The sequence below is a fragment of the Sphingomonas sp. LHG3443-2 genome (assembly GCF_049896405.1).
Taxonomy (GTDB): Bacteria; Pseudomonadota; Alphaproteobacteria; order Sphingomonadales; family Sphingomonadaceae; genus Sphingomicrobium.
Genome location: NZ_JAFCUG010000001.1, coordinates 933,457 through 954,118, shown reverse-complemented (window position 1 = coordinate 954,118; position 20,662 = coordinate 933,457). Strand labels below are relative to the sequence as shown.

The window sequence follows — 20,662 nt, the reverse complement described above, 5'->3', positions numbered from 1 at the left end:
CTGGCGCGCGCGATGAACAAGAACAACGAGGGCGCCTCGGGTGCCGGGCAGAACCTTGGCACGCTGACAGGCGTCATTGCTGCGCTGCTGTTCTTTCTGGCGTCGGGGGCCATTTCCTACCTCACCATCAACTCGGTCCGGACCGAGACTGAACAGGTCACCTCCACGCATGAGGTGATCACCGGCCTTGGTGACCTGCTGTCCGCGATGCAGGATGCGGAAACCGGTCAGCGCGGCTTCCTGCTGACCGGCAACCCATCCTATCTCGAGCCGTATCGCGATGCGCAGGCACGCAGCGAAGCGTCGCTCCAGAACCTGGAGCGGCTGACCCGCGACGATCGTGAGCAGCAAGCCAGCATCCAGGCGCTACGGCCGCTGGTCGCGACCAAGTTCGCCGGTCTCGCCCGCTCAATTGCTACCCGGCAGGAGCAAGGCCTTGCCGCCACCCTGCAATCTGCGAACCCGGACCGTGACAAGGCGGAGATGGATGCCGTCCGCGCCCGCATCGCCCAATTGCGCACCGAGGAGCGCCGCACCCGCCAGGCGCGTGTCGAGCAGCGTAACCAGGCATTCAAAACCGCCACGCTGAGCGCGGTGCTTGCTGCCCTGTTCGGCATGGTGCTGACCATCGCCATCGGCCTTCTCACCCACCGCGCGATGCTGGCACGCCGCCGCCAGCTGTGGCTGAGCGCGGGCGAAGCGGGCCTTGGCCAGGCGATGCTCGGCGACAAGGATGTTCGCGAACTATCCGGCGACATCGTCGATTTCCTCACCGCTTACACGGGTGCGCAGGCAAGTGTCCTGTTCAAGGGCGAGCATGGCGTCTTCCAGCGGATGGCGTCGCTCGGCGTGCCGGCGGACGCTGCCGTGCCGGAACGCTTCGCCGTGCGTGAAGGGCTGCTCGGACGGGTTGCCGCCGATGGCGAGCCGATGATCCTCGAGGAGGTGCCCGAGGGATATCTGACGATCGGCTCGGGCCTTGGCCGCGACTTGCCCCGCCACCTGGTGATCGCTCCCTTGAAGGCCGACGGGACGGTCAACGCCGTGGTCGAACTGGGCTTCCTGAAGGCGGTCGATCAACGCGTGCTGGAGCTGCTCGGCCACATCGCCCAGCCCGCCGGCACGGCGCTGCGCTCCGCCAAATACCGCACCGAGCTCCAGACCCTGCTGGAGGAAACCCAGCGACAATCCGAAGAGCTGCAGGTGCAGAGCGAGGAGCTCAAGGTTTCCAACGAGGAACTGGAGGAGCAGAGCCGCGCGCTCAAGGAATCTGCGGTCCGGCTCGAGCAGCAGCAGGTCGAGCTTGAACAGACCAATTCGCAGCTGGAGGAGCAAGCGCAGCTGCTGGAGCGGCAAAAGGACGACCTCACCCGATCCAGCGCGGCGGTCGAACTCAAGGCTCGCGAACTCGAACAGGCGAGCCAGTACAAGTCCGACTTCCTCGCCAACATGAGCCACGAGCTGCGCACGCCGCTCAATTCGCTGCTGATCCTGTCCAAGCTGCTCGGCGACAATCCGACCGGCAACCTCACCGACGAACAGGCGCAATATGCCCGCACCATCCAGGCGTCGGGCAATGACCTCCTCAACCTCATCAACGACATATTGGATCTCTCGAAGATCGAGGCGGGCCATGTCGAGGTGCGCGCCGACGAGCTGCCGATCGCGCGGCTGGTCAAGGATTTGCAGCGGACCTTCGACCCGATCGCGGCGGAGCGCGGCCTGTCGTTCGAGCTTGCGATCGATGAGGACGCGCCGGCCAGCATCGTCTCCGACCGGCAGCGTCTGGAGCAGATCCTGAAGAACCTCCTGGCCAATGCCTTCAAGTTCACCGAGGCCGGGTCGGTCACGCTGGGCATCGCCAAGGTTGGCGCAGAGCGGCTGGCGCTGACCGTTAGCGACACCGGCATCGGCATCGCGCCCGAACAGCAGCAGGCGATCTTCGACGCCTTTCAGCAGGCCGACGGATCGATTAGCCGCAAGTTCGGCGGGACCGGTCTCGGCCTCTCCATCTCGCGCGAGCTGGCGCGGCTGCTCGGCGGGACGATCACGCTGAAAAGCGAACCCGGCGAGGGAAGCCAGTTCACCGTCGATATTCCGATCGACTACGACCCCGCGCTGGTTGCGCCGCGGGCCGAGCCGATCGCCGCAAAGAGCCCAGCCAAGCCGTTCGCCAGTGCGCCGCAGCCCGCGATGCCCAAGCGCAAGCCCACGGTCCGCTCGGCCCCGCTGGACGACGATCGCGCTTCATTGGGCGGCGGGCACCGCGTATTGCTGATCGTCGAGGACGACCGCACCTTCGCCGGCATCGTCCGCGACATTGCGCGGGAAGCCTCGTTCCAGACACTGGTCGCCGGGACCGCCGAAGAAGCGCTGGAGCTTGCCCGCGAACACAAGCCGAGCGGCATCGTCCTCGATCTTGGCCTCCCGGACCAGTCGGGCCTTGCGGTGCTCGACCGGTTGAAGCGCGAGGACGCGACCCGGCACATCCCGATCCACGTCATTTCCGCCAGCGACCAGACCCAGACCGCTTTCTCGCTCGGGGCGATGGGCTATCTGGTGAAGCCGGTGAAGCGCGAGGAGCTGGCGCATGCGCTGGAAGCGCTCGAAGCCCAGCTGACCCGCACCATGCGCCGCGTGCTGATCGTCGAGGATGACGAGCGGCAGCGCGAGGCGGTCGCCAAGCTGCTTGCCGGGCCGGAGATCGAGACCGTCGGCGTCGGCACCGCCGCTGAGTGCCTGCGGCTGCTGCGCGAAGAAACCTTCGACTGCATGGTGCTCGACCTCTCGCTGCCGGACGCATCGGGTTTCGCCTTGCTGGAAATGCTGAGCAAGGACGGCGAGCACAGCTTCCCGCCGGTTATCGTCTATACCGGCCACGACCTCAGCCAGGACGACGAGCAGCGGCTGCGGCGCTATTCCAGTTCGATCATCATCAAGGGCGCCAAGTCGCCCGAACGCCTGCTCGATGAAGTGACGCTGTTCCTCCACCAGGTGGTGTCCGAGCTTCCGCCCGAACAGCAGAAGATGATCGCGCAGGCGCGTCACCGCGACGCGCTTCTGGAAGGCCGGACGATCCTGGTGGTCGAGGACGACGTCCGCAACGTCTACTCGCTCACCAACATCCTCGAACCGCGCGGCGCCAAGGTCTCGATCGCCCGCAACGGGCAGGAAGCGCTCGACGCGCTGGCCCGGGCGAACGCGGGCGGCGACCCGGTCGATCTCGTGCTGATGGACGTGATGATGCCGGTGATGGACGGCCTTGAAGCGACCCGCCGGATCCGCGGTGACCTCAAGTGGAACAACCTCCCGATCATCATGCTGACCGCCAAGGCGATGCCCGACGACCAGGAGAAGTGCCTGGCGGCGGGAGCCAGCGATTACATGGCCAAACCGCTCGACGTCGACAAATTGCTGTCGCTGGTCCGGGTGTGGATGCCGCGGTGAACGACGCACCTTCCGAACCGGTCGAGGATATCGAGATCCAGCTGCTGCTGGAGGCGTTGTTCCTGCGCTACCATTACGACTTCCGCCATTATGCGCGGGCGTCGATCAAGCGCCGCTTGCGCCAGGCGCGGGATCAGCTGGGTTTCAGCACCTTTTCGGCAATGCAGGAGCAATTGCTGCACAGCGAGGCGATGGTCGGCCGCTTGCTCGACTTCCTCACGGTGCAGGTCAGCGAAATGTTTCGCGATCCCTCCTACTTCAAGGCGCTGCGCGACAAGGTGGTGCCGCACCTGCGCACTTATCCCTCGCTCAAGATTTGGATTGCCGGGTGCAGCCACGGCGAGGAGGTTTATTCCTTCGCCATCCTGCTGCTTGAAGAAGGGCTGCTCGACCGGACGATCATCTACGCCACCGACATCAACCCGGCGGCGCTGGATGTCGCGAAGAGCGGGGTTTATCCGCTCGATCGGATCGCGGCCTTCACCCGCAACCATCAGCAGGCCGGGGGCAAGACCTCGCTCGCGGATTATTACACCACCGCCTACGGCCGGGCGGTGTTCGACAAGAAATTGCGCGCGCAGGTCGTCTTCTCCGACCACAGCCTGGTCTCGGATGAAGTGTTCACCGAGTGCCAGCTCGTCTCCTGCCGCAACGTGATGATCTATTTCGATCGTCCGTTGCAGGACCGCGCCGTGGGCCTGTTCCGCGACAGCCTGACGCGGCGCGGCTTTCTCGGGCTCGGCTCCAAGGAAACGCTGCGCTTCTCGCGCCATGTCGACGCCTTCACTGATTTCGTGCGCGAAGAGAAAATCTACCAGCGGAGCGAGGCATGATCCCCGCCGCCATCGTCATTGGCACTTCGGCCGGTGCGGTGCAGGCGCTGTCCGAAATCCTGCCGCGCCTGCCCGCCGATTACCCGCTGCCGATCCTGATCGTGGTCCACGTTCCGGCCGCGCCGTCCGGCCTCACCACCTTGTTCTCGGCCAAGTGCGCGATTGGCGTGGTTGAGCCCGACGACAAGGAAGCGATCCTGCCCGGCACCGTTTACTTCGCCCCGCCAGGCTACCACCTGCTGGTCGAACCCGGCGGCAGCATCGCGTTGTCGGCGGACGAGCCGGTGCTCTTCTCCCGCCCCTCCATCGACGTGCTGTTCGAGAGTGCGGCGGACACCTACGGACCCGATCTTCTCGGGATCGTGCTGACCGGTGCCAACGAGGATGGCTCGCGCGGGGCGGCCCAGATTGAGGCAAGAGGGGGAAGTGTGCTGGTCGAAGACCCTGCAACCGCCTATGCCGCCGCCATGCCGGCTGCCGCCCTTGCCCGTTGTTCCGCCGCCAGCGCGCTGTCCCTTGACGCCATCGCCGATCATCTGCTCCGCGTAGCCGCTCGATGACCGCCCCGGCCTCGCTGCTGATCGTCGATGATCTCGACGAAAACCTGCTCGCTCTGGAAGCGCTGCTGCGGGCCGACCACCTGACCTTCCTGCGCGCGCGTTCGGGTGAAGAAGCGCTCGAACTGCTGCTCAAGCACGACGTCGCGCTGGCCCTGCTCGACGTCCAGATGCCCGGCATGGACGGCTTCGAGCTCGCGGAATTCATGCGCGGCAACGAACGCTCGCGCCGCGTTCCGATCATCTTCGTCACCGCCGGCAGCGGCGACACTCACCGTCGCTTCCGCGGCTATGAAGCGGGCGCGGTGGACTTCATTCAGAAGCCGATCGAACCCGACGTCCTGCGCAGCAAGGTCGGCGTGTTCGTCGACCTCCACCAGCAGCGCCTGGCGCTCGCCAGCGCCGCCGACCAGCTCGAAATCCAGGTCCGTGAGCGCACGGGAGAACTCGAACTCGCCTTGAGCCGCCTCAAGGAAGAGGTCGCCGACCGCGAGCGTGCCGAAGCCTCGCTCCGCCAAAGCCAGAAGATGGAAGCGGTCGGCCAGCTGACCGGCGGCATCGCGCATGATTTCAACAACATGCTGACCGGCATCATCGGCTCGCTCGACATGATGCGGCGGCGGCTCGCCGACGAGCGCTACGACGGGCTTCAGCGCTATGTCGACACGGCGCTTGGATCGGCCGAGCGGGCGGCGGCGCTGACCCACCGGCTGCTCGCCTTTGCCCGCCGCCAGCCGCTCGACCCCCGGCCGCTCGACGTGGCCGCCGTGCTGCAATCCGCCGCGCAGCTGGTCAGCCACGCCCTGCCCGAGAAGATCACCCTTCGCCTCGACATCGCAGAGGGCCTCCCCCACGCGCTTGCCGACAGCAACCAGCTCGAGAATGCCGTCCTCAATCTCGCGGTGAACGCGCGCGATGCGATGCCCGACGGCGGCGAGCTGGTGATCTCGGCCGCACGTGCCGACCCGGCCGACGCTGCGCTTCCGCAGGGCCCCGGCGATTACCTGCTGATCAAGGTCACCGACACGGGCGAAGGGATGGCGCCCGAGGTGCTCGACAAGGTGTTCGAGCCTTTCTTCACCACCAAGCCGCTCGGTCAGGGCACCGGGCTCGGCCTGTCGATGGTCTACGGCTTTGCGCAGCAGAGCGGCGGCACGGTGCGCATCCATAGCAAGCAGGGCGAGGGCACCTCCATCTCCCTCTACCTCCCTGCCAGCCAGGCAGCGGCGACGGCAGAGCATCACGCCCCCGCGCCCGCCGTCGCCGGCGCCGGTGAACGGGTGCTGGTCGTCGAGGACGAGGATGCGGTCCGGATGCTGGTTCGCGAGGTGCTTGAGGAACTCGACTACGAGGCGGTGGAGATCGCCGATCCCGCCGCTGCGCTTCCCTGCCTCGCCTCGGAAGAGCGGATCGATCTCATGATTTCGGACATCGGCATGCCTGGAATCAATGGCCGCGAACTAGCCGACGAAGCCCGCCGCCTGCGCCCCGGCCTGCCGATCCTGTTCATCACCGGCTACGCCGAACACGCCACCACGCTGACCGACTTCCTCGATCCCGGCATGGCGCTCATCACCAAGCCCTTTTCGCTCGAAAGACTGGCAGCCAGTATCGGCACCCTGATCGGCGCCCGTCGGCAGGGCTGATCCCAGTCGGAGCACCGTCACCACTCCGGCGTGAACGCTATTGTAATAGCTGGCGGGCTAACGCAGACAACGAACGCCTTTTGCACAGCGAACAATCAGGAAATTAGGAGCGTCGATGTCGGATGAAGCTACCACGCGGGCGGAGGTGCTCGAGCGTGTGCAATCGATTGCTTCCGACATTCTGAACCTGCCCGGTCTCCAGATGAGCGAGCAGACCACCGCGCAGGACGTGCCGGGCTGGGATAGCCTTACCCATGTCCAGATCATCGTCGGGGTGGAGCAGGCCTTTGGCATTCGCATGACGTCGACCGAAGTGGCGCAGCTCGACAATGCCGGGTCGCTGGTCGACGTCATCCTGGCGCATCGCTCGAGGGCGGCCGGTGCCTGACGATCTGGGGTCGCTGATTGCCGATGTCGCGCGGGGGCAAGCAAGCCGCCCGGCGCTGTGGGCGAAAGGCGAACTCCTCACCTATGGCGAGCTTCACGGCAGGGCCACGCGCATCGCCGCAGCGTTGATCGCGGCGGGAGTTGGTCCCGGTGACCGCGTCGCGATCCTCGCCGAACGCAGCACCTTTCCTTATGCGGCGATCTTCGGCGTGCTTCTCGCGGGCGGCGCCTATGTTCCTCTCAACATCCGCTTCCCGGCCGACCGCAACCGTCAGATCGTCGAGCGCTCGGGAGCCGCAGTGTTGATCGCCAGCGACGCGCAGGCAGCATTGGCCGGTCAGGTTCTTGGCGACGGGGCCGACGTGCCGCTGCTGACCGAAGCCGACCTCCTGGCTCATCCGCTACTGGAACCCGCTTCGAGCATTGCGGCCGGCAAGCTTGCCTACGTCTTCTTCACCTCGGGTACGACCGGCGTTCCCAAAGGCGTTCCGATCACCCATGACAATGTCCTAGCCTATCTGCGCGGCATCCGCACCGTGTGCGAGATCACGCCCGACGACCGCGTCATGCAGGTCGTCGACCTGACCTTTGACCTTTCCGTCCACGACATCTTCCTCGCCTGGACGGCCGGCGCTTGCCTTTACAGCATTCCCGAGAACGGGACGTTGCTCTGCACACGCTTCGTTGAGGAGCATGGCGGGACGCACTGGTTGTCCGTGCCTTCGGCGGCAGCGCTGGTCCGGCAAACTGGGCTCCTCACGCCCGGCAGCATGCCGACCCTCAAATACAGCTTCTTCTGCGGCGAAGCGCTGCCAGGCGCCGTCGCCGAAAGCTGGGCCGCCGCCGCACCCTCTTCCGCGATCCTCAACATCTACGGCCCGACTGAAGCCACCGTCGCCTTCAGTGCCTTTCGCTACACCTCCGGCCAAGCGGAACCGCCGCCCGTGGTCTCGCTTGGCGAGCCCTTTCCCGAACAGCGCATGGGCCTGTTCAGCGACGCGGGCGAACCCGTCGAGAAGGGCGGAACCGGCGAAATCTGTCTTTCCGGCAGCCAGGTCTCCGAAGGCTATTGGAACGCGCCTGAAATCACGGCCGAGCGCTTCTTCTCCCACGACGGCCAGCGCTGGTACCGCACCGGCGACCTCGGGAGCTATGTCGAGGGTGAAGGTTACGTCTATCTCGGCCGCGCCGATCGCCAGGTGAAGATCCGCGGCTATCGGGTGGAGCTGCAGGAAATCGAGAATGCGGTGCGCAAGGCGACCGGGTGCGATCTTGCCGCCGTTATCCCCTGGCCGCTCGGCGAAGGCGGTGCGGCGCTTGGCTGCAAGGCTTATGTGGTTGGTGGGCCGGTCCCGGACACGGTTCAAAGCCGGCTGAGCGAACTCCTGCCCGATTACATGATGCCTTCTACCGTCGAAGCCATTTCCGAGATGCCGCTCAACGCCAACGGCAAGATCGATCACCGCGCGCTTGCGCAAGCGTTGCTTGCCAAAAAACCTGCCGGCCCGTCCGCCTGACGTGTCGCTGCCGATGCTCACCCTGACCACCTGCGCCGACCTCTCGGAAGCCGAGCGACAGCAAGCTGCGGTGTTGGCGGCTGAGGCCATGCCAATTCTCTATGATCCAGTCGGACCGCAGGCCGTTCCCATGCTGGCCGCCGAATTCCTGCTGCCCGACGGCGAGCTTGGCCAAGCGGTCGCAATCGTCGGAGAGCAGGTCGACGGCCTGGTCGCCGCTTACCCGGCTACCGATTACGCCGACCGCCAGCGGAACAGCCTCCACCATGCCCTTGGCAACCTAGACCGGGCTGGCTCCGGCCACCTGATCGCGGCGCTCCGTGACCTCAGTGGCGAGGTCCCCAGCGAAGGCCTCGATGGCGACTATATCGCGCGCTTCACCGTTCGAAGCGCACTGCGCGGCTCAGGGACGGCAGACCGGCTGATGGAGACCTTTGTCGTCGCAAGACCCCTCGTCACCCTTCACGTGCGTGCCGACAATGGCCGCGCCATCTCTTTCTACCGCCGCCACGGCTTCGAGGAGCGCAGCCGCTCTCGCAGCTATCTCCTGATGCAGCGCGGACAAGGCTGAGACCATGCAAGCGGCTGGCGGCGGCACTTCTGACGCGCTTCTCATCAACACGCCCGCCTTCTGGCTTATCGCGTTCACCGCGATTGCGGCGCTCCGCCTCCTCACTCAACCCGCAGCGCGATCGATCGTCTGGGCGGGGATCAACCTTGCGTTTCTCTGGGTGGTGCTCGGCACGCAGATTGCCTGGCTGCTCGCGGGTGGGCTGCTGCTGTTCCTGCTGTTTCAGGCCTATGCGCGAACAAGCGCCCGGCACCTTCTTACCCTCGCCATCATCGCTGCCGGATCGTTGCTTTTCCTCGGCTACAAATCGGCCTTCTTCGCATCGATCGGTGGTGTGCCGTGGGTCCAGCAACTGCTGGCAGGGATCGGCTTCTCGTTCGTGTTCCTGCGCGTGATCGATCTCGCCCGGGCGCTTGGCGACGGGCGGCATGCGCCCCCCTCGGCGCCGTCTTTGATCAACTATCTCGTGCCGTTCCACATGCTCGCCGCCGGGCCCATCCAGGCTTATGACGAATTCGCCAAGCAGCCCGCCGTGCCCGCGCCGCTGACCGGACGCGAGACGCTCGACGCGGCCGAACGCGTCGCCCGCGGTCTCTTCAAGAAATTCGTCCTCGCTTACGCACTGCAGAAGGTTTTCCTGACCGATCTGCAGGCCGATGGCTGCTGGCTGGTGCTGGAGGTCAACATCCTTCTGCTCTGGCTGTATCTCGACTTCAGCGCATACTCGGACATCGCCGTCGGGCTTGGCCGTCTGATGGGGGTAGCGACGCCGGAGAACTTCAACCGGCCATGGTTGTCGCGCAACCTGATCGACTTCTGGGACCGGTGGCACATCTCGTTGTCGCAGTGGATCCGCCGCAACATGTTCATCCCGGCGCAGCTCAATCTCATGCGCCGCTTTCCACGCAAGGATCCGGTCCTCATCGCAGCGCTCGCCATCGGCCTGTCCTTTTTCATGGCGGGCATCTGGCACGGCCTGTCGCGCGGATGGCTGCTGTGGGGTGCGATGCACGCGGTGGGGCTGGTTGCTGTGCGGCTTTATACCGGCTGGATGCAGAAGCGGCGAACGCCCGCCCAGATCGCGGACGATCGTGACAATCGCCTGATCCTTGCGGGCGCGAGGCTGCTGACGCTCGAATATGTTGCCCTCGCCTTCGCCGTTCCGTTTGTTCTGAAGTAGGAACTTTGATGCTGAAATCCGCACCAGAACAGGGTCCTGAGCGCAGCGGCGACGTCTCCCGGACGGAGTTCCTCCTCCGTACCGCCTGGATCGTCATCCAGGTAATCGCGGCCTACCTCCTCGCCGAGCAGGTCAGTCCCTTCTTCTACCAGCAGTTCTGACGTGGCGCTGGCTCGTCTTTCCAACCTGCGGCCGCTGATCCGGCTCGGCATCTGGCTCGTTATCTGGGCAGTCGTCGTCAACCTCGCGCTCAGGGGTCTGTCGGCAACGCCGGTACTCGGCTGGCTGCCCGACCGGCAGACCGGAACGGGCTTCGACACCGACAATCGAGAGCGTATCGCCGGCGCGGAAGCCGAATATCGCAACGGCCTTGCCCGGGCCGACAAGCGGCTCGGCGCGATTGTCGGCATCTCCAACATCCGGGAAGCGGTCGACCTCGACCTGATGAACCGGCAGCTCGGCCGAGGGTGGCGCTTCATCGGTCTGGCGGGTGCCGGCGCGGGCGCGGCGAGCATCGTCGATAATGCGCGCCTGCTCGAACAAAGCCAGCTCAAGCCCGACCTCGTCATCGTCGGCACTGCCCCGCTGCAATTGCTCGATGGGCTGCTCCCCGGCGCCTACACGCCCCCGGCACCTTCTCGCGCCGACCAAGCCAAGCAAGCGGCGAAGGACCTGCTGTGGATGAAGGCGCGCCGCCGCGACGTCAGCGTCTCCACCGAGCGCGCGCTGCTCGACGTTCGTGCGCGCCTGTTCCAGGCCTTCGATGTCCACCTTCCGACACAAGACACGCAAACGCCCTGGCGGTCGATGCTGCGGGTGATGGGCACGGAACGCTCGCCTGACGAGGTCTTCACCAATGGTGTGACCTGGGCGGCCTCGTTCGGTGCATTCGATCAAGCCGCCTACGAGCGCTCAGCCAAGGCGCCGGCGATGCTGGCCGCAACACTGAAGCAACTGGCGGCAAAAGGTGCCCGCCCCGTCGTGGTGCTGACTCCGGAGCATTCGCTGCTTCGCTCACGAGAGCCGGCGCAGATCGCCCTCACCATCGAACAACGTTTGCGGAGCGAAAGCGGCATGCCGGACCTGCTTGTCCTCGATTACCGGTCGGCCGTTCCCGACACCGGCTTCGTCGACCTCGTGCATCTCAACAGCAACGGCAGCAAGCAGTTCACGCCGCTGCTCGTGCGGGACATACAACGCCTCCGCTGGCGCGGGCTGCCGCTGGCCACCCCTAGGGTTGAGCCACCAGCGAATAGCATCGCGAACTGACTGCCCCTTCGCGCTGCTCCCGGCAGCCCGGCCATATCGGAACAGTAGGCTGTTCGGACAGCTGGCGGAGACGGAGGGATTCGAACCCTCGGTAAGGGAATTCCCCCTACGGCGGTTTAGCAAACCGCTGGTTTCAGCCACTCACCCACGTCTCCGGATGCCTCGGCTGCGGTGCGCTTAGCGGACAGCGATGGCGGGTTCAACCTCGCTTGTGGCCACAGACGATTTAGCCGCCGAATCACAACAACCGGCCTCTCATGGACTGTCGGGCAGTCGACACAAATCCGAACGTAAGTCCTTATAAAATATGGTATTGCTTCGTGTCGGAACACTAGCGTAATGCTTCTCCGGGGCGGGTCCACGGATCCGAGTGGGAGTATACAGGGCTTTATGGATCTGCCGCGCGACCTGCTCGCCGAAACGACGCTCGACGCCGCGTTCGCCGGCAATCGCCTGCTGGCGAGCCTGTCCGCGGACGACCGAGCCATGCTCGAGCCCGAAATGGAGATCGCCGAGTTCGCTGGCGGCGACACGGTGCTGGCATTCGGCGAAGTGACCCGGCGCAGCCTGTTCCCGTTCAACGGCATGATGGTGTCGCTTCGGCGTGAGCTTATGGGCGGCCGCTCGGTCGAGGTCGCCGCAATCGGCCGCGAAGGCGCGGTTGGCGGGATCATCAGCTGCGGGGAAGCGCCCGCCTTCACACAAGCGGTGGTGCAGCTGCCGGGCTCCGCCGCGCTGATCCCGATGCCGGTGCTCGAAAAGGCCAAGGCGGCAAGCCCGCACATCCGCAACCTGTTTTGCCGCTATTCCGATGCGCTGCTGGCGCAGGTCATGCAGTCGGTCGCCTGCAACGCCTTTCACCCGATCGAAGCGCGGGCTGCGCGCTGGCTACTCCATGCCCGCGACCGGGCGGCGAGCGACCGGCTGGAACTGACGCAGGAAAGCCTCGCCGGGCTGCTCGGCGTGCAGCGGACCACTGTCAACGCAGTCGCCCGGGTGCTCCAGGAACAGCGTCTCATCGCCTATCGCCGCGGCGCCATCCAGGTGATCGACCGCGCCGGCCTGCTGCGGGTCAGCTGCGACTGCTATGCCGCCGTGGAAGATCACTTCCACGCCGTGCTTGGCCCCACGGGCCGCGGCGCAAAGGGCTAGGCCGGCACGAGCCGCCAGCCGAGCGTCTGACCGGCATGGAACGGGACCAGCGACGATCCCGCGGCGGCGATCTGCTCCGGAACGACGACTTCGGCCCGCTCCAGCGTCACGCTGCCCTGGTTGAGCGGCAGCCCATAGAAGCGCGGCCCGTGCACCGACGCGAAGCCCTCCAGCCGGTCGAGCGCGCCTTCTTGGTCGAACACCGTCGCATAGCTCTCGAGCGCATGGGGCGCGTTCCAGATGCCGGCGCAACCGCAACCGCTTTCCTTGGCTTCCTTGAGGTGCGGCGCGCTGTCGGTGCCAAGGAAGAACTTGGGGCTGCCCGAAACCGCGGCCGCCCGGACCGCGAGCCGATGCTTCTCGCGTTTCACCACCGGCAGGCAGTAGGCGTGGGGGCGAAGACCACCTTCGAACAGCGCATTGCGGTTGAGGTGGAGGTGCTGCGGGGTGATGGTTGCGGCGAGGTTCGGCCCGGCGTTCCGCACGAAGTCGGCGCTGTCGGCAGTGGTGATGTGCTCGAGCACGATCTTCAGGCCCGGAAAGTCACGCATCACCGGGGTCAGCACCCGTTCCAGGAACACGGCCTCCCGGTCGAAAACGTCGATCGCAGGGTCGGTCACCTCGCCGTGCACGCACAGCACCATGCCGATCTTTTCCATCCGCTCCAGCACGCGATGGATGTGGCGGACTTCGGTGACTCCGCTGTGGCTGTTGGTGGTGGCACCCGCCGGATACAACTTGGCGGCAACCCACACGCCCTCACCGTGGCCCCTCTCCAGTTCATCAGGGTCGATGCTGTCCGTCAGGTAGCAGGTCATCAGCGGCTCGAAGCCGGGCCCGGCGGCGGCGCGGATGCGGTCGCGATAGGCGCTTGCCGCCTCGACCGTGGTCACCGGCGGCACCAGATTGGGCATGATGATCGCCCGCGCGAACTGCCGCGCGCTGTAGGGCGTGACCGCGTCCAGCATCGCGCCATCGCGGAGGTGGAGGTGCCAGTCGTCGGGGCAGCGGATGGTGAGGCTTTGCGTTTGCACGGGGGCCTTCCTAGCTAAGGCCCATGCCAGCGACCACCCTTGCCGACCGCGCCCTGATCCGCCTCTCCGGGGAGGACGTTCGCGGCTTCCTTCAGGGGCTCGTCACCAATGACGTGTCGGGGGCGCTGCCGGTCTGGGCCGGGCTCTTGAGCGCGCAGGGCAAGTGCCTGTTCGACTTTCTGGTCTGGGCCGATGGCGACGACCTGCTGATCGATTGCGAGGCCGATGCGGCGGAAGAACTTGCCAAGCGGCTGCGGATGTATCGGCTGCGGCGGCCGATCGAAATTGCGCGGGCGCCGGGTCCGGCGGTGCATTGGTTGGCCGACGGCGATGAAGGCGTGCCCGACCCCCGCCTCCCCGATCTCGGCCGTCGCTGGATTGCCCCCGCCGACGAGCCCGCAACCGGCTGGCTCGCGCACCGCCTGGGCCTCGGCGTTTGCGAAGGGCGCGCCGAGCTTGGCGATCTCCTCTGGCTCGAATGCAATGCGGCCGAGCTGAACGGAGTGAGCTTCACCAAGGGCTGCTACGTCGGCCAGGAAAACACCGCCCGCATGAACTGGCGGCAGAAGGTCAATCGTCGGCTGGTAGTGGTGCCCGCGACCGAGCCCGGCCCTCGGACCAAAGCCTTTTACCCCGACCTCGGCCTTGCGGTGGAGCATAGGCGTGTGGACGACCTCGCCGACGTACCTCTGCCGCGCTGGCTGAGCGAAACGCTCGCCCAAGCTTAAGCGGCGATCGCCCTGGCCTTCCTGCGCCCGGAGGCGATACGGATCAGGGCGACGATCCCGATCCCGGCCCAGATCACGTTCAGCACTGCCGACGGCCACGCCTTGAAGTAGCCCGAGTTGATGATGAAGCCGATCGCGCCGAGCACGTTCATCGCCTGGTACAACGGCGACTTGGCGTCGACCTTGCCCGCCGTCAGCAGCGCATAGCCGCCAAGGATCAGCAGGGCGGCGGCCCACCCTGCGATATCCACGAACAGACGTTCCATCAGGCGGCGAGCTTGCGCAGCACGTAGGGCAGGATGCCGCCGGCGTGGAAATATTCGAGCTCGTTGAAGGTATCGATCCGGCACCGCGCAACGATGGTGCGGGTATGGCCATCGGCCTCGGTCACCTCGACCTCGACATCCTGGCGCGGCTGGATGCCGGCGACGTTGCGGATGGTGAAGGTCTCCGATCCGTCAAGGCCAAGCGAAGCCGCCGTCTCGCCTTCGGCGAACTGCAGCGGGAGCACGCCCATGCCGACGAGGTTCGAGCGGTGAATACGCTCGAAGCTCTCGGCGATGACGGCGCGGACGCCGAGCAGCACGGTGCCCTTGGCCGCCCAGTCGCGCGACGAGCCGGTGCCATATTCCTTGCCCGCCAGGATCACGAGCGGCACGCCGGCGTCCTTGTAGGCCATGGCGGCGTCGTAGATCGCTTCCTGCTCGCCGGTCAGGAGGTTGCGGGTGTAGCCGCCCTCGACGCCGGTCAGCATCCTGTTGCGGATGCGGATGTTGGCGAAGGTGCCGCGCATCATCACGTCATGGTTGCCGCGCCGCGCGCCGTAGCTGTTGAACTCCGACTTCGGCACCTGGCGTTCCATCAACCACTTGCCGGCCGGGCTCTCCGCCTTGATCGAGCCCGCCGGGCTGATGTGGTCGGTGGTGATGCTGTCGCCGAACACCGCCAGCGTGCGGGCGTTCGAAATGTCCTCGATGCCCTTGGCGGTCATGCTCATGCCCTCGAAGTAGGGCGGGTTCGCGATGTAGGTCGACGCCGACGGCCAGGCGTAGGTGTCACCGCCGGTAACCGAAATGCCCTGCCAGCGCTCGTCGCCGCGGTAGACGTCGGCATAGCGCTTGCGGAACAGGTCGGAATGGACGTGCTTGTCGATGAGATCGCGGATCTCGTCGTTGGTCGGCCAGATGTCCTTCAGGTAGACGGGATTGCCATTCTGCGCGGTACCGAGCGGCTCGGCGGTGATGTCGCTGCGGACGGTTCCGGCGAGCGCATAGGCGACCACCAGCGGCGGGCTGGCGAGATAGTTGGCGCGGCAGTCGGGGCTGACCCGGCCTTCGAAGTTGCGGTTGCCCGAGAGGACCGAGACCGCGACGAGGTCGTTGCCGTTGATCGCCTGGCTGATCGGCTCGGGCAACGGCCCTGAATTGCCGATGCAGGTTGTGCAGCCGTAGCCGACGGTGTTGAACCCGATCGAATCGAGATCTTCCTGCAGGCCGGCAGCGGCGAGATAGTCGCTCACCACCTGGCTTCCCGGCGCCAGGCTGGTCTTGACCCACGGCTTGCGGGTGAGGCCGAGCGCGCGCGCCTTGCGGGCGACGAGGCCGGCAGCGATCAGCACGCTGGGGTTCGAGGTGTTGGTGCAGCTGGTGATGGCGGCGATCACCACGTCGCCGTTGCCAAGATCGTGGCTCTCGCCTTCCACCGCCACGCGCGGGTCGTTGGCCTTCTTGTAGGTCTCGGCCAGCTCGGCGTTGAACTGATCGTCGACTTCGCTCAGCACGACGCGATCCTGCGGGCGCTTCGGCCCAGCCAGGCTCGGCACCACGCTGCCAAGGTCGAGCTCGAGCGTATCGGTGAACAGCGGCTCAGGCGAATTGGCGTCGCGCCACATGCCCTGCGCCTTGGCATAGGCTTCGACCAGCGCGATACGCTCGTCGTCGCGGCCCGACAGGCGGAGATAGTCGAGGGTGCGATTGTCGATCGGGAAGAAGCCGCAGGTCGCGCCATATTCGGGCGCCATGTTGGCGATGGTCGCGCGGTCCGCCAGCGTCATCGCGTCGAGGCCCGGGCCGAAGAATTCGACAAAGCGACCGACTACGCCCTTGGCGCGGAGCATCTGGGTAACGGTCAGCACCAGGTCGGTGGCGGTGATGCCTTCCTTGAGGCTGCCGGTGACGCGAAAGCCGACGACTTCCGGGATCAGCATCGAGACCGGCTGGCCGAGCATCGCGGCTTCCGCTTCGATCCCGCCGACGCCCCAGCCGAGCACGCCGAGGCCGTTGACCATGGTCGTGTGGCTGTCGGTGCCGACGAGCGTGTCGGGATAGGCCACCTCGTCGCCCGACTGGTCGGCCGAGGTCCACACCGTCTGGCAGATATATTCGAGGTTCACCTGGTGGCAGATGCCGGTGCCCGGCGGCACGACCTTGAAGTTGTCAAACGCCTGGCTGCCCCACTTCAGGAATTCGTAGCGCTCGCGGTTGCGGGCATATTCGTAATCGACGTTGGCGTCCGCCGCCTTCGGCGTACCGAACTCGTCGACCATCACCGAGTGGTCGATGACGAGGTGCACCGGAACCAGCGGATTGATCTTCTGGGGATCGCCGCCGAGCTCTTTCATCGCGTCGCGCATGGCGGCAAGGTCGACCACCGCGGGCACGCCGGTGAAATCCTGCATCAGCACGCGCGCGGGGCGATACTGGATCTCGCGGCTGATCCGCCGCTCCTTCTGCCAATCGGCCATCGCCTGAAGATCGTCGCGGGTAACGGTGACGCCGTCCTCGAACCGCAGCAGATTCTCCAGCAGCACCTTCATCGAGAAGGGCAGCCGGCTGACGTCGCCCAGTGCCGATCCAGCCTTGTTGAGGTCATAATAGGCGTAGGTCTTGCCGCCGACATTCAGGGTCGAACGGGTGCCGAGGCTGTCCTGGCCGGTCGGGATCATGGCAAACTCGCTTGTCTTGAAGAATGGGATTGCCGCGGCCCTTAGCAAGGGAATGGAGAGGCGGCAAAGGGCGTCGTCGCGCCCACGTGAACAAGAGCCTTAGCGCCCGTCCCCGACCTGCTCGATAGCGCGCTTTGCCTTTTCGCCATCAGCGATGTCGTTGGTGCGCACGGCTGCCGCCTCGACCAGCTCCTTGGCCTCTTCGCGAAGCTCGCGGATTTCCTTTTCGTCCAGCTCCTCCTCGATCCCGGCCAACTCGTCGCGGGCGCGCTTGGTGGCGTGGATCAGTTCGTCGAGCTTGGCATGCATGGCGACGTCGCGCCGGCGGGCTTCTACCTCGCGGTCATATTGCCCGTTCAGAACCATCTGGGTCAGCGTGATCGCCAGGATCGACAGAGCGGCGGTGAGGCCATCGGCATGAAACCCCAGCCAGAACCAGGCAACGCAGAAGATGATCACCGCAATCTGCATCGCGGCATGCGCGAACAGCCGCGAGAAGCTGTCCGACACTCGGTCGCCGATCTGCACCAGGCGGTTCTTGGGCTCTGCCATTACGGGCGCCAAACGAACTTGCCGCCGCTTGTTTCCGGTGAGCTCCGCACACCGCCAAGTCCCCGTGCGAAAAGAATCCCTTGGGGCGGGAACATTCATGTGCCCGGCCGGTTGGTGCGAGGTTGCCGGCAATATGCCCGGTGCCAAGCGGGTAAAGTCATGTCATTCACCAGCCCGGCCTTCGACCGCCGTCTCGCCGCCTTCGAGCGTGCCGAAGCTGGTCGTAACGGTCGCCCGCTCGGCGATCTCAGCATGGCGCGGATCGCGTTCGCCCGCCGGCTTGCCGCAGCAGCCAAGCCGGTCAGCGCCGACCCTGCCACCATGTCGGCCGGCTCAACCTTTCTCCTCCGCGCTTAAATCCAGCCCCGGCGCTTCAGAATCCATAGCGGCAGCACCGCGCTGACCAGCATGAGGGCGAGGCTCATCGGATAGCCCCACACCTCGTCCAGTTCCGGCATGTGCACGAAGTTCATGCCGAAGATGCCCGCGATCAGCGTCGGCGGCAGGAAGATCACCGCCACCCAGCTGAACAACTTCATGGCCGCATTCTGCTCGATGCTGATGAGGCCAAGGCTGGCGTCGAGCAGGAAGGTCAGCTGGCTCGACTGAAAGGCACTGTGGTCGATCAGCGCCGCGACGTCGGTGCTGAGACTGGCGATAAGATCGCGCGTGCGCGCACATTCCGGACCGTGCAAGCGGTCCGAAGCGGCAAGAAAACTCAGCGCTCGTGCAGTGCTGACGGCGGTGATGCGAATCTTGGCAATCAGCGTCTGCACCTGTCCGATCCGCCGCAAGACTTGTTCCAGCTGCTTGGTCGGAATGCGCTCCACATCGTCGCCGCGGAAGGTCCGGTGGGACAATCGCTCGATCTCGACGGCCGCGTCCTCCAGCTCGTCGGCCAGCCGGTCGACGATGGCATCGAACAACCGGGTCAGAGCGGTGGTCGCGTCCTTGACCAGCGGCACCTCGCTCCTCGCCTCCCGGCTGAAAGCAAGCCACGGCTTGGGCGTGACATAGCGCACCGTGACCAGCTTCGAGCCCTTGAGCACGAAGCTGATAGGCTCGCTCTGCGGATGGCCTTCCTGCACCCCGAACAGCACGCTGACCGTCATCACCAGCGCGCCGTCGCGCTCGTACAGCCGGCTCGATGGCTCGATCTCGACCATGTCCTCGCGGGTCGGCACCGCAAAGCCCAGCGACCGTTCGACCAGTTGCTCCTCTTGGGCGGTCGGTTCCTCAAGGTCGATCCAAGTCGCGGTAGCGGGGATGCGACCTTCGGCGGTGATGACCGAACCGTCGCAATCGGGACCATAAGCACGCAGCATGGCGCTTTCTGGGCCTGACAACTCCGCCTTGGCAAGGGTCGGACGCTGCCCTAGCCAGAGGCGTGATGGCCACTCACGCCCACGACTTCCTCGGCGATGCTCACGATCGCAATGCCCGCCGCACCCGCTGGGTGGTGATGCTGAGCGCCGTGATGATGGTTGCCGAAATTGTCTCGGGCACCATCACCGGGTCGATGGCGCTGGTCGCCGACGGCTGGCACATGGCAACGCACACGCTGGCGCTTGGGGTCAGTGCGCTCGCCTACAGCTTTGCCAAGCGCAACAATGGCGATCAGCGTTATAGCTGGGGAACGGGCAAGGTCGGCAGCCTCGCCGGGTTTGCGTCCGCGCTCGGGCTCGCCGCGGTGGCGCTCGGCATCCTCTACGAAAGCGGCGTTCGCTTGTTCGAGCCGCGCACCGTCGCTTACGGCGAAGCGCTGGTGGTTGCGGTGATCGGGCTTCTGGTGAATCTCGCCAGTGCCGCCCTGCTTGGACACGGGCATGACCATGGCCACGATCACGACGACCACCATCACGATCATGCCCACGGCCACGATCACAACCTTCGCTCGGCCTATCTCCACGTCCTTGCCGATGCGCTGACCAGCGTGCTCGCGATCGCGGCGCTGGCAGCGGGCTGGTGGTTCGGGGTGAACTGGCTCGACGCTGCTGTCGGCGTGGTCGGCGCGGTGGTTATCCTGAACTGGAGCCGCGGCCTCATCGCCGAGACTGCCGCCGTTCTTCTCGACAAGGTCCCGGACCAGAAGCTCTGCGATGACCTAAAGCGCCGCATCGAAGGTCCCGGCGACGTTATCGTGCACGACTGGCACCTGTGGGCGGTCGGCCCCGGCCGCTACGCCGCCATCGTCGCCGCCACCGGAGCCCCCGCAAGCGAGATCCGCCGCCGCCTCGGCGACGACAAGAGGATCGCCCATCTGACCGTGGAATGCGCGTGAGCAAGTCGTTCCGGCCGTTTCTGGCCGTTGTCCTCGTCATCGTCGGCACCGCCGCCATCCTGTGGTTGATGGGGCGGCCGCTCACCTACAAGGGCGGCCTGATCGAGCTGTGGGGCCCCGTCGGTGCTAAGCAGAGCCAGATGCTGCTCGACTGGTACAGCGCCAGCCACGTCGTCCACGGCTTCCTCTTCTACGGCTTGCTGCACCTCGTCGCGAAGCGGTGGAAGCCGGGCGAGAAGCTGCTTGCCGCCACCCTGGTCGAAGCGGCGTGGGAAATCGTCGAGAATTCGCCGGTCATCATCAATCGCTATCGGGAGGCGACGATTGCGCTCGGCTACCGCGGCGATTCGGTGCTGAATTCGGTCAGCGACATCGCGCTGATGGCCGCCGGCTTTCTCGTGGCGGCGCGGGTGCCGGTGTGGGCGAGCGTGATGATCGTGCTGGTGCTGGAGCTGATTCCGCTGGCGATCATCCGCGACAATCTGACGCTGAACATCTGGATGCTGCTCAGCCCGGACGCGTCGATCCGCGCGTGGCAAGCGGGAGCCTGACGCCCCCGCCGCC

20 protein-coding genes and 1 tRNA gene are annotated in these 20,662 nt (G+C 65.8%); 15 read left to right on the top strand and 6 right to left on the bottom strand.

What is annotated here, in order from left to right; translation table 11 throughout:
• The first annotated feature begins 12 nt into the window (after positions 1 to 12).
• The 10 genes from ACP69Z_RS04735 (at position 13) to ACP69Z_RS04690 (ending at position 11,407) form a co-directional block, all read left to right on the top strand.
• The gene (locus tag ACP69Z_RS04735) at positions 13 to 3,447 is read left to right on the top strand and encodes a response regulator (protein WP_426266382.1); all 3,435 of its coding nucleotides are present in this window, start codon (positions 13 to 15) and stop codon (positions 3,445 to 3,447) included.
• Positions 3,444 to 4,280: a CheR family methyltransferase gene (locus ACP69Z_RS04730; protein ID WP_426266381.1), complete on the top strand. Its 837-nt coding sequence runs from the start codon at positions 3,444 to 3,446 to the stop codon at positions 4,278 to 4,280. The genes ACP69Z_RS04735 and ACP69Z_RS04730 overlap by 4 nt, the downstream gene beginning before the upstream one ends.
• The gene (locus ACP69Z_RS04725) at positions 4,277 to 4,840 is read left to right on the top strand and encodes a chemotaxis protein CheB (RefSeq protein ID WP_426266380.1); all 564 of its coding nucleotides are present in this window, start codon (positions 4,277 to 4,279) and stop codon (positions 4,838 to 4,840) included. Before ACP69Z_RS04730 ends, ACP69Z_RS04725 begins: the two co-directional genes overlap by 4 nt.
• Complete coding sequence (locus ACP69Z_RS04720) at positions 4,837 to 6,483, top strand: response regulator (protein ID WP_426266379.1); 1,647 nt, start codon at positions 4,837 to 4,839, stop codon at positions 6,481 to 6,483. The genes ACP69Z_RS04725 and ACP69Z_RS04720 overlap by 4 nt, the downstream gene beginning before the upstream one ends.
• 115 nt (positions 6,484 to 6,598) lie before the next feature.
• Positions 6,599 to 6,871: an acyl carrier protein gene (locus ACP69Z_RS04715; RefSeq protein WP_426266378.1), complete on the top strand. Its 273-nt coding sequence runs from the start codon at positions 6,599 to 6,601 to the stop codon at positions 6,869 to 6,871.
• A complete protein-coding gene (locus tag ACP69Z_RS04710) occupies positions 6,864 to 8,387 on the top strand; it encodes an amino acid adenylation domain-containing protein (RefSeq protein WP_426266377.1) in 1,524 nt (507 codons plus the stop codon). Before ACP69Z_RS04715 ends, ACP69Z_RS04710 begins: the two co-directional genes overlap by 8 nt.
• Position 8,388: 1 nt before the next feature.
• Entirely contained in the window at positions 8,389 to 8,958 is a 570-nt protein-coding gene (locus ACP69Z_RS04705) for a GNAT family N-acetyltransferase (RefSeq protein WP_426266376.1), read from the top strand.
• A gap of 4 nt (positions 8,959 to 8,962) precedes the next feature.
• A complete protein-coding gene (locus ACP69Z_RS04700; protein ID WP_426266375.1) occupies positions 8,963 to 10,138 on the top strand; it encodes an MBOAT family O-acyltransferase in 1,176 nt (391 codons plus the stop codon).
• An 8-nt stretch (positions 10,139 to 10,146) separates the two neighbouring features.
• Entirely contained in the window at positions 10,147 to 10,299 is a 153-nt protein-coding gene (locus ACP69Z_RS04695; RefSeq protein WP_426266374.1) for a hypothetical protein, read from the top strand.
• 1 nt (position 10,300) lies between these two features.
• The gene (locus ACP69Z_RS04690) at positions 10,301 to 11,407 is read left to right on the top strand and encodes a hypothetical protein (protein ID WP_426266373.1); all 1,107 of its coding nucleotides are present in this window, start codon (positions 10,301 to 10,303) and stop codon (positions 11,405 to 11,407) included.
• 62 nt (positions 11,408 to 11,469) lie between these two features.
• Here ACP69Z_RS04690 and ACP69Z_RS04685 read toward each other — a convergent pair.
• Positions 11,470 to 11,562, bottom strand: a tRNA-Ser gene (locus tag ACP69Z_RS04685).
• A gap of 235 nt (positions 11,563 to 11,797) precedes the next feature.
• Between ACP69Z_RS04685 and ACP69Z_RS04680 the strand changes: the two genes are divergently transcribed.
• Positions 11,798 to 12,559 carry a Crp/Fnr family transcriptional regulator gene (locus ACP69Z_RS04680; protein ID WP_426266372.1) on the top strand — a complete coding sequence of 254 codons (762 nt, stop codon included), beginning with the start codon at positions 11,798 to 11,800 and terminating at the stop codon, positions 12,557 to 12,559.
• On the opposite strand, the gene pyrC is transcribed toward ACP69Z_RS04680, so the two are convergent.
• Complete coding sequence (pyrC, locus tag ACP69Z_RS04675; protein ID WP_426266371.1) at positions 12,556 to 13,593, bottom strand: dihydroorotase; 1,038 nt, start codon at positions 13,591 to 13,593, stop codon at positions 12,556 to 12,558. The genes ACP69Z_RS04680 and pyrC overlap by 4 nt on opposite strands.
• Before the next feature lie 23 nt (positions 13,594 to 13,616).
• On the opposite strand from pyrC, the gene ACP69Z_RS04670 reads away from it, so the two are divergent.
• Positions 13,617 to 14,321, top strand: a complete 705-nt coding sequence (locus ACP69Z_RS04670; RefSeq protein ID WP_426266370.1) for a YgfZ/GcvT domain-containing protein — start codon at positions 13,617 to 13,619, stop codon at positions 14,319 to 14,321.
• On the opposite strand, the gene ACP69Z_RS04665 is transcribed toward ACP69Z_RS04670, so the two are convergent.
• The 3 genes from ACP69Z_RS04665 to ACP69Z_RS04655 form a co-directional block, all read right to left on the bottom strand.
• The gene (locus tag ACP69Z_RS04665; protein ID WP_426266369.1) at positions 14,318 to 14,587 is read right to left on the bottom strand and encodes a CBU_0592 family membrane protein; all 270 of its coding nucleotides are present in this window, start codon (positions 14,585 to 14,587) and stop codon (positions 14,318 to 14,320) included. The two genes, ACP69Z_RS04670 and ACP69Z_RS04665, sit on opposite strands and share 4 nt — an antisense overlap.
• The gene (gene acnA / locus ACP69Z_RS04660; protein WP_426266368.1) at positions 14,587 to 17,265 is read right to left on the bottom strand and encodes an aconitate hydratase AcnA; all 2,679 of its coding nucleotides are present in this window, start codon (positions 17,263 to 17,265) and stop codon (positions 14,587 to 14,589) included. Before acnA ends, ACP69Z_RS04665 begins: the two co-directional genes overlap by 1 nt.
• A gap of 99 nt (positions 17,266 to 17,364) precedes the next feature.
• On the bottom strand, positions 17,365 to 17,817 hold the full coding sequence (locus ACP69Z_RS04655) for a low affinity iron permease family protein (protein ID WP_426266367.1): 453 nt from the start codon (positions 17,815 to 17,817) through the stop codon (positions 17,365 to 17,367).
• A gap of 159 nt (positions 17,818 to 17,976) precedes the next feature.
• On the opposite strand from ACP69Z_RS04655, the gene ACP69Z_RS04650 reads away from it, so the two are divergent.
• Positions 17,977 to 18,174, top strand: a complete 198-nt coding sequence (locus ACP69Z_RS04650) for a hypothetical protein (protein WP_426266366.1) — start codon at positions 17,977 to 17,979, stop codon at positions 18,172 to 18,174.
• Here ACP69Z_RS04650 and ACP69Z_RS04645 read toward each other — a convergent pair.
• The gene (locus ACP69Z_RS04645) at positions 18,171 to 19,142 is read right to left on the bottom strand and encodes a magnesium transporter CorA family protein (RefSeq protein WP_426266365.1); all 972 of its coding nucleotides are present in this window, start codon (positions 19,140 to 19,142) and stop codon (positions 18,171 to 18,173) included. The genes ACP69Z_RS04650 and ACP69Z_RS04645 overlap by 4 nt on opposite strands.
• A 65-nt stretch (positions 19,143 to 19,207) precedes the next feature.
• On the opposite strand from ACP69Z_RS04645, the gene dmeF reads away from it, so the two are divergent.
• Both dmeF and ACP69Z_RS04635 read left to right on the top strand, forming a co-directional pair.
• Positions 19,208 to 20,098 carry a CDF family Co(II)/Ni(II) efflux transporter DmeF gene (dmeF, locus tag ACP69Z_RS04640; protein ID WP_426266364.1) on the top strand — a complete coding sequence of 297 codons (891 nt, stop codon included), beginning with the start codon at positions 19,208 to 19,210 and terminating at the stop codon, positions 20,096 to 20,098.
• Positions 20,089 to 20,649 (top strand): DUF2585 family protein, encoded by a 561-nt coding sequence (locus ACP69Z_RS04635; protein ID WP_426266363.1) that lies wholly within the window; start codon positions 20,089 to 20,091, stop codon positions 20,647 to 20,649. Before dmeF ends, ACP69Z_RS04635 begins: the two co-directional genes overlap by 10 nt.
• Positions 20,650 to 20,662 lie beyond the last annotated feature (13 nt).

Coding starts and splice junctions, on each gene's coding strand:
- ACP69Z_RS04655 (WP_426266367.1), bottom strand. CDS start 17,817: ATGGCAGAGCCCAAGAACCGCCTGGTGCAGATCGGCGACCGAGTGTCG.
- ACP69Z_RS04735 (WP_426266382.1), top strand. CDS start 13: ATGAACAAGAACAACGAGGGCGCCTCGGGTGCCGGGCAGAACCTTGGC.
- ACP69Z_RS04720 (WP_426266379.1), top strand. CDS start 4,837: ATGACCGCCCCGGCCTCGCTGCTGATCGTCGATGATCTCGACGAAAAC.
- ACP69Z_RS04700 (WP_426266375.1), top strand. CDS start 8,963: ATGCAAGCGGCTGGCGGCGGCACTTCTGACGCGCTTCTCATCAACACG.
- ACP69Z_RS04650 (WP_426266366.1), top strand. CDS start 17,977: ATGTCATTCACCAGCCCGGCCTTCGACCGCCGTCTCGCCGCCTTCGAG.
- dmeF (WP_426266364.1), top strand. CDS start 19,208: ATGGCCACTCACGCCCACGACTTCCTCGGCGATGCTCACGATCGCAAT.
- ACP69Z_RS04695 (WP_426266374.1), top strand. CDS start 10,147: ATGCTGAAATCCGCACCAGAACAGGGTCCTGAGCGCAGCGGCGACGTC.
- ACP69Z_RS04680 (WP_426266372.1), top strand. CDS start 11,798: ATGGATCTGCCGCGCGACCTGCTCGCCGAAACGACGCTCGACGCCGCG.
- ACP69Z_RS04645 (WP_426266365.1), bottom strand. CDS start 19,142: ATGCTGCGTGCTTATGGTCCCGATTGCGACGGTTCGGTCATCACCGCC.
- ACP69Z_RS04635 (WP_426266363.1), top strand. CDS start 20,089: ATGCGCGTGAGCAAGTCGTTCCGGCCGTTTCTGGCCGTTGTCCTCGTC.
- ACP69Z_RS04715 (WP_426266378.1), top strand. CDS start 6,599: ATGTCGGATGAAGCTACCACGCGGGCGGAGGTGCTCGAGCGTGTGCAA.
- ACP69Z_RS04665 (WP_426266369.1), bottom strand. CDS start 14,587: ATGGAACGTCTGTTCGTGGATATCGCAGGGTGGGCCGCCGCCCTGCTG.
- acnA (WP_426266368.1), bottom strand. CDS start 17,265: ATGATCCCGACCGGCCAGGACAGCCTCGGCACCCGTTCGACCCTGAAT.
- ACP69Z_RS04725 (WP_426266380.1), top strand. CDS start 4,277: ATGATCCCCGCCGCCATCGTCATTGGCACTTCGGCCGGTGCGGTGCAG.
- ACP69Z_RS04670 (WP_426266370.1), top strand. CDS start 13,617: ATGCCAGCGACCACCCTTGCCGACCGCGCCCTGATCCGCCTCTCCGGG.